Below are 4,853 nucleotides of genomic sequence, written 5' to 3' on the forward strand. Positions count from 1 at the left end.
TCCCCGCTGCCGGGACGCCGTTGGCGGAAATTTTGGCGAAACGCTTTTTCAAAAAGGAATCCTTCGGTGCTTCCTCAGCCAGCTGGAAGAAGTGGCGGCCGGCTGAAAAGATGCCCGAGTTGAGGGAGGAAGCGGCGGCAGTCAGAACGACGAAGTTGAAGACTGAGGCCACGGCGTTGAAGCCGGCGATTTTGAAGACCTGGACGAATGGACTTGACCCGCTCGTGATCTTGCCCCAAGGGATCACGCACATGATCACGGCCAAAGTCGCGATATAGAAGAGGAGAATCCGGAGCAGGGTTTCGTTGACGGCTTTCTTGATGACCTTCTTCGGGTTCTTGGCCTCGCCGATGGTAATCGTCACGAATTCAATCCCGGCAAAGGAGAAGAAAACCATGGGGAAGGCGGTGAAGAAGGCGTACTTGCCTTTTGGCAAAAGGGAGAAATTGCCGGTGAAGTTGGCGAGGCTCGCGTGGCCAACCGGGGTTTTGGCGTTCGCGGTGACCATGATGATCCCGGTCACGATCAAGGAGATGATGGCGATGATCTTGATCATGGCAAACCAGAATTCCGTTTCGCCAAACAGTCTGGCCGCCGTCAGGTTGAGCAGGGTCAACAGGCCCAAGACCGCGACTTCAATCAGCCAGGCGGGCAGGCCCGGCAGCCAGTACTGGACATAGGTCGAAACCGCGGTCAATTCTGCCATGCAGGCAAAGAGGATGCCGATCCAGTAGGTCCAGCCGGCAAAGCGTCCGGCCGCGTCTCCCAGGTATCTGGTGATGAAGGAGACAAAGGTGTGGCTGTTTGAGTCGAAATAGAACATTTCCCCCAGCGCCCGCAAGAGAAAGAAGAAAAACAGGCCCATGATGGCGTAGATAAAAATAACTGACGGGCCAGTGGCGGAAATCGTGGTCCCGGCTCCCAAGAAGAGGCCGGTGCCGATCGTGCCGCCGATGGCGATCATCTGCACGTGCCGGTTGGACAAGGAGCGGATGGTTCCGTCCACGTTTTCAATGCTGCGGTCTTCCATAAGCAATTTCCTTTCGTTTTGGCAACTCAAAAGTAAAATTAAAATCAAATAAGAATTTATGGTTTTATAATATAGTCTTCACCATTTTTTGTAAAGGAAAAATCACTTAAGAGAAGAGCAAAAAAGTGGGGCGTCAAAACAAAATAATTTTGACACCCCACTAAAATTAACAATCTTTTGTTTTAGTAGGCTTAAACTAAATAAAGTTAAGCAAGCCTCCGCATTTGCCTTGTTTGCCCAGTTTGCTCCTTACAGAGTTTCGTCCTTGGTCAATTCGTAGATGGCTTCAGCGTAGATGGAGATGGACAGGATCAAGTCGTCCAGCATCATGAATTCGTTGGCCGCGTGCATGACCATCGGGCCGTTTTCCGGCTGGGCGCCAAAGGCAACCCCGCGGTCAAAGAGGCGGCCGTAAGTCCCGCCGCCGATCACGACTTCGTGGCCCGGCTTGCCGGTCTGCTTTTCGTAGACCTTGAGCAAAGTCTGCACCAGCGGGTCGCTGCCTGGCACGTAGTGCGGCTCTTCAAAGCCGCTGTAAGTGACGTCCAGGATGCCGCTGAACTTGTCCATGATCTGCTGGATCATCTTGTCCGGGTCCGTGTCTTGCGGGTAGCGGACGTTGTTCAAGAGGCTGGCCTTGCCGTCATGTTCGTAGTCAAACATGGACGGGCTGCTTGCCAGGTCGCCCATCAAGTCATCGTGGTGGTAGATGCCCAGCTGCTTGCCGTAGAAGTCCTCGTGTTCGACTTCAGCCAGGAAGTGCAGGAAGTTCTTGTCTCTGCCGGCAAAAGCGTACTGGTCCAAAAACAGGGCCAGGAAGGTGGCGGAGTTCTTGCCGACCTGCGGCGCGGAGGCGTGGGCCCCCTGGCCGATCAAAACGATGTCGGCGCTTCCGTCTTTGATTTCAAAGGACCCGTCCAGGCCCTTGTCTTTCAAAAAGCTCTCGTAAGCCAGCTTGACGGCTTCCAGGTTAGGACCGGAGATGGTGGCCCGGGTAACCTGCGGCGTCACGTTGGTGGCGATGCCGGCCTTGAACTGGTCCAGGACGTAGTCGCCCTTGGCAGCGTCATTCTTGAAGCTGAATTCCAGGGTAAAAATCCCTTGTTCGCCGTTGATGATCGGGTATTCAGCGTCAGGTGAGAAGACGATGTCCGGAGTCGGTTCATGCTTCAGGTAGTAGTCGATCCCGACCCAGTTGGTTTCTTCGTTGGTGCCGACCACAAAGTCGATCTTCTTCTTTGGCTTGAAGCCGGCTTCTTTGAGCAAGAGCATCCCGTAGTAGGCAGCCAGGCTCGGCCCCTTGTCGTCGGCGCTGCCCCGGCCGTAGATGCGGCCTTCATCATCGATTTCCATCTTGAAGGGGTCCCGGGTCCAGCCGTCGCCTGCCGGAACCACGTCCATGTGGCCGATGATGCCCAGGCGCTTGTCGCCCTCGCCGAAGTTGACCCGGCCGGCGTAGTTGGCGAAGTTTTCCGTGTCAAAGCCGTCCCGGTCGGCAAAGCTGAGGAACTTGGCCATGGCTTCAGCCGGCCCCTTGCCGACTGGATATTCGTCCGTCGCGTTTTCCAGGTCTTCGGAAGAGTCGATGGCGATCAGTTCTTCCAGGTCTTTCAAAATCGCGTCTTTCTTGGCTTCAGCCAGTTCTTTAAAGTTTAAGTTCATCTTTTTCTCCTGCTGTCTTACATTTAGTTACAAAAAGTAACAAACTATCTGCTTAAAATTCTATCAATCTTCGCTATTCCTGGCAAACAAAGCGCTGGCGGCAATTTTTGGCGGGAAAAGCAAAAAGCTGCCTTCCGGCAGCTTAATGATGGTATTTGGTGGCCGCGATGTCGATCACCCGCTCGGTGAAGACGACCGGAATCGACTGCGGGTCGACCGGCAGGCCCTGGGCCAGGTTCTTGCCCGGCAGGACGATGACCTTCTTGAAGTACTTCTTCAAAGGTGTGTCCGGGTTCATGGTGACCAGGTAGCTGTGCTTGAAATGGGAGATTGACTTCGGCAGGGGGGAGGAGCCAAAGAGCTTGGAAATCCCGGAAACCGAGTAAAAGACGGCGGTGGAGTTCTCATCGCTCAAAGGAAAGAGGTGCTCGCCGGCCGCCAGGTTGTCGCCGAAATAGGTCGACTTTCCCAGGTCCCGCATCCCCATGCTCAAAAGCCGCGCCGGCAGCTCGGAGTAGTAGATCCCGAAGATGAAGTTGGTTGAGCTGGTCGCCAGGACTTCCGCCAATTCCTCCGCGTCAACCTCATTGACCGTCCAGACGCGGTTGATGGCGTCATGGTAGTCGCGCAGGTACTCGCTGGTTGAAACCATGGCCTGCTGGCTTTCCTGCTTCTTGATGTAGGTCAGCAGCTGAAACTTGAATTCCTTAAAGCCGGAATAGCCCATCTTTTGACAGAAGCGCTGAACCGAGGCCAGGGAAGTCCCCGCTTCTTCGGCCAAATGGTTGATGGTCAGCGATTCGACATTGGTCAGATCGGAGGTCATTCGCTTCATGATTTTCCGGTCAGACTTGGACAGCTCGGAAGTCTCAACCGTGAAAAAATTGGTAATGTCCATTTATATCCCCACTTTTGATAAATTTGCTTTAATTTTATCACAAAAATGATAAAGAAAGGCAAGTCATGCAAAAGTTTCTATCCGTTCTTTTCCAGCAGGTCCCGGTAGGCCAGCTCGCCCACGGCGTTTTGGGCCAAGAGGATTGCCTTTCTTTCCTCCAGGCCGGCAAAGCGGCTCATGAAGCAGATGTCATAGTAGTTTTCGCCTACAAAAATCCGCGCCGCGTCATGCTCAGTGTCGGCCAGCTCCCCGGTCTTGCTGTAAGAACAGCCTTCAGGCAGGTTCTGCAGGAGCTTGTTGACGGACTCCTGGTAAAAGAGGGCCTTTTGGCAGACCCGGCCAAAAGGAGTCGGGTCGTCCAAGAGCCGCTCCAGGAGCTTTAGGGCGGTTTCAGCGGAAATATAGTTTTCCCGGTCGGTTTCCTCCATGAGATAGCGGCCCAGGTGCAGGTGGGAAAATTCTTCCTCAAACCAGGCTGCCATCTTGGCAAAGCCGGCAAAGTCGATCAAAAAGTTGGTGGCCGTGTTGTCAGAATCTGACAGCATCAAGTCCAATACGTCCCGCAGCTGCCAGTCTCTTTGCGCCAGGTGGCAGAGCATCCCGCCGTCGACGATTTTGTCTTCGGGAATATGAACGGTCTGCCCCAGGTCCTGGGGATGGGCCTGGTAGTAGCAGGCTACGGCCAGCTTGATCAGGCTGGCGGACTTGAATTCTTCCCCGGCCAGGGGGCTGGAATAAAGGGTGCCCTCCCGGTCCTTGATCAAAAGGGCGGTTTTCCCTGGCAAAGGCGCCAGGAGGGCAGCGATTTGCTTGAAGTCTAACATTTTATCTCACCACGATGTTGTCGCCGACGCATTCGGCGTAGCTGTTTAAATCAGGATCCTGGTCGACCATGAAGATGGCGTCCAGGTCGGCAAAGACCGCATTCGGGTTGGCCCGGTAAAAGGCGCAGGCGGCAGCCAGGGACTCGATGGATTCAACCATGCTGCCGACCATGGTCTGGACCCCGCGGCTTTCGGCCAGGTCGTTGATCTTCTGGGCTTCAGTGAGCCCGCCGGTCTTCATCAGCTTGATGTTGATGTAGTCGCAGGCTCCTTTTGCCAGCACCCGCTGGGCGTCTTGGTAGCTTTCCACCGACTCGTCAGCCATGATCGGGTAAGGGCAGTGGCGGGTCAGGTAGGCCATGGCGTCCAGGTCCCAGGCTGCCACCGGCTGCTCGATGAAGTCGATCAAAAGGCCCTGCTTGTGCCAGTATTCAGCCGC

The 4,853-nt window shown here is 54.9% G+C and carries 5 protein-coding genes; all 5 read right to left on the reverse strand.

Translation table 11 applies throughout. The features are described 5' to 3' along the window. A partial coding sequence (locus lacNas_RS02570) for an amino acid permease (protein ID WP_201346559.1) occupies positions 1-1,030 on the reverse strand: 1,030 nt, incomplete at its 3' end. Between the two features lie 249 nt (positions 1,031-1,279). Continuing rightward, positions 1,280-2,692: a dipeptidase PepV gene (gene pepV / locus lacNas_RS02575; RefSeq protein ID WP_201331220.1), complete on the reverse strand. Its 1,413-nt coding sequence runs from the start codon at positions 2,690-2,692 to the stop codon at positions 1,280-1,282. A gap of 142 nt (positions 2,693-2,834) precedes the next feature. Further along, positions 2,835-3,590: a MurR/RpiR family transcriptional regulator gene (locus lacNas_RS02580; RefSeq protein ID WP_201331221.1), complete on the reverse strand. Its 756-nt coding sequence runs from the start codon at positions 3,588-3,590 to the stop codon at positions 2,835-2,837. Positions 3,591-3,667: 77 nt separating this feature from the next. Then, positions 3,668-4,414, reverse strand: a complete 747-nt coding sequence (locus lacNas_RS02585; protein WP_201331222.1) for a serine hydrolase — start codon at positions 4,412-4,414, stop codon at positions 3,668-3,670. Position 4,415: 1 nt separating this feature from the next. Further along, a partial coding sequence (locus lacNas_RS02590) for an enolase C-terminal domain-like protein (RefSeq protein ID WP_280515425.1) occupies positions 4,416-4,853 on the reverse strand: 438 nt, incomplete at its 5' end.

This window comes from Lactobacillus nasalidis (assembly GCF_016587775.1).
GTDB lineage: Bacteria > Bacillota > Bacilli > Lactobacillales > Lactobacillaceae > Lactobacillus > Lactobacillus nasalidis.